Source organism: Dialister sp. CAG:357 (assembly GCF_000435155.1).
GTDB classification, from domain to species: Bacteria; Bacillota; Negativicutes; order Veillonellales; family Dialisteraceae; genus Dialister; species Dialister hominis.
Genome location: NZ_FR896385.1, coordinates 1 through 2,544 on the forward strand (window position 1 = coordinate 1; position 2,544 = coordinate 2,544).

General features: G+C 51.1%; 2 protein-coding genes. Both read left to right on the forward strand.

Annotated features, from left to right (window positions below):
- Positions 1–326 precede the first annotated feature (326 nt).
- Positions 327–1,283: a glycosyltransferase family 2 protein gene (locus tag M3200_RS02375; protein WP_022381939.1), complete on the forward strand. Its 957-nt coding sequence runs from the start codon at positions 327–329 to the stop codon at positions 1,281–1,283.
- 29 nt (positions 1,284–1,312) lie between these two features.
- Positions 1,313–2,497 carry a RuBisCO large subunit C-terminal-like domain-containing protein gene (locus M3200_RS02380; RefSeq protein WP_022381940.1) on the forward strand — a complete coding sequence of 395 codons (1,185 nt, stop codon included), beginning with the start codon at positions 1,313–1,315 and terminating at the stop codon, positions 2,495–2,497.
- Positions 2,498–2,544 lie beyond the last annotated feature (47 nt).

The following is a 2,544-nucleotide window of genomic DNA, read 5'->3' on the forward strand; positions in this document are numbered from 1 at the left end:
GCCCTTCGGGCACTTCCCTCCGTTGGGGGCAGCTCTGCGATGAGAAATGAAAAAGATCAAATCTATTTTGTCTTGAACTTATATAGGCACCTTCCCCGTCTAGGAAGGCGAGTAAAACCCTGCTGCGCTCGAAAAGGAAGCCCGGGAAATGGTATTTCCACCTTCCCCTCCCTGTGTATTTATATTTTATTTATCATTATTTAAAGGCAGAGGAAGTTTTATCGTGTAGTATCGGAAATGAAAATAGGGGCGGCAGACGCCCCGGCTCGTTATCACTGTGCTATAATATAGGATAGCGCTTAAGCTCATATTTTGGAGGATTTATTATGATATCAATCGTGACACCCGTTTATAACGAAGAAGGAAACGTCGTTTACTTTCATGACGAAGTGACTAAGGTCATGAAGGGCGTTGACATGGATTATGAGATCATCTATGTCAATGATGGCTCTAAGGATCGGACGGATGAGCTGATCCATCAGCTGGCTGACAGTGACCCTCATGTGCGGGCGCTCACGTTTGCCAGGAATTTCGGACATCAGATCGCCATTACCTGCGGTATGGATTTTGCCATCGGGGATGCAGTGATTACGATGGATGGGGATATGCAGCATCCGCCGGAACTGATTCCGAAGCTGATCGAGAAGTGGCAGGAGGGGTATGATATCGTCCAGACGATCCGCACGACGACGGAGGATGCAGGGCCGGTGAAGAAGATGACTTCGGCCGGGTACTACGCTTTCATCAATGCGATTTCGACGACGCGTGTCACTCCCGGCGGTTCGGATTTCCGTCTGATGGACAGGAAGGCGCTGGAAACTTTCAAGAAGTTCCGTGAACACAGCCGTTTTATCCGCGGCATTGTCGGAGGCCTTGGTTTCAAGCAGACTTCGATCGAGTTTGAGGCGCCGGCCCGTCACGCCGGTGTTTCGAAGTTCTCCATGCGCAAGATGCTTCATTTCGCTATGGACGGCATCATCACGAATTCGACGCTGCCGCTCCGCATGGCTTTTTACATCGGTGTCCTTGCCGCTGTGGCCGGTGTGCTGGTGATCCTGCATGTACTGTACTGTGTCATTGCAGGACAGGCTGTACCGGGCTGGGCGACGATGACGATCCTGATTTCCATTTTCGGCAGCTTGAACCTGATGGGTCTTGGTATTGTGGGAGAATACCTGGGCCGCATTTTCGAGGAAGCGAAGAATCGTCCTCTGTACTGGCTGCAGGATGATACGGCTTCCCATGCCGATAATCCTTATCGTGAAACGCACGATCATTTATAATTTCTACGCACAATTGAAAGGAGATTTTCATGGGCGATACACCTTTTTTCGAAAGTGAATTATTTGCTGAACTGAGTGAAGATCTGAAGGCATCTTCCCGCTTTACAGCAACCTACCGCATCAAGGCATCTGATTATGAGGAAGCAAAGAAGCTGGCTTTCGGCATCTGCGTGGAGCAGACGGTCGAATGTCCGTATGAGCTGGTCGAGGATACTCCGATCGGAGATACGATTGTCGGCCAGATTGAATCGATCAATAAGGCTGATCCGGGTGCTTACTACGCTGTCATTTCGTATGATCCGGATGCTGTAGGCCATGAAATGTCTGAACTGGTCAATATGTTCTTCGGAAATACGAGTCTGCAGCCTGGCATCCGCCTGATGTCGTTCGAGCTTCCGGATTTCATGTACAATGATTATCCGGGTCCGCGTTTCGGCCGCGAAGGCATCCGTGAATTGTGCGGTGTGGAACATGGCCCGATCCTCATGAGTGCGATCAAGCCGCTCGGCAAGAGTCCGAAGGAGCTGGCTGAAATGGTTTACAAGCTCGCTCTTGGCGGCTGCCCGATCATCAAGGACGACCATTCTCTCATGAATCAGGATTATGCTCCTTTCGAAGAAAGAGTGCTCCAGTGCGTCATGGCGCTGGCTGATGCGAAGGAAAAGACAGGCAAGAAGAGCATGTACATCGCCAACTGCACGGCTGACGGCCTGCAGATGCTCGACCGTGCTTACAAGGCGCAGGAAATCGGGGCAGACGGCATCATGGTCGCTCCGGCTCTCACCGGCTTCACGCTGATCCGCAATCTGGCAAGGGATCCGGAATTCCATCTTCCGATTTTCCTCCATCCATGCTTCTCCGGCTCTCTCGTTCTTTCTGAAGATTCCGGCATGTCCCCCTTCTGCTATTATGGACAGCTCTCCCGCCTGATCGGCGCTGACGCTGCCATCTTTACCAGCTTCGGCGGAAGGTTCTCCTTCTCTGTCGATACCTGCCAGAAGATCTGCGAAGGCACATCGGAAATGATGGGCGGCCTCCGCTCCATATTCCCCGTTCCTTCGGGCGGCATGCGCTGGCAGCTTTTCAAGAATATGTACCAGACTTACGGTCCGGATACGATTTTCCTCGTGGGCGGTGCTCTTCAGACAGAAGGCCCGGATCTCACGGATAATGTGAAGTTCTTCCTGGAAAAACTGGAAGAAGCACAGAGATAATATATAAGACAATAAAAAAGGGGCTGTGACAAAATGGTTAATCATTT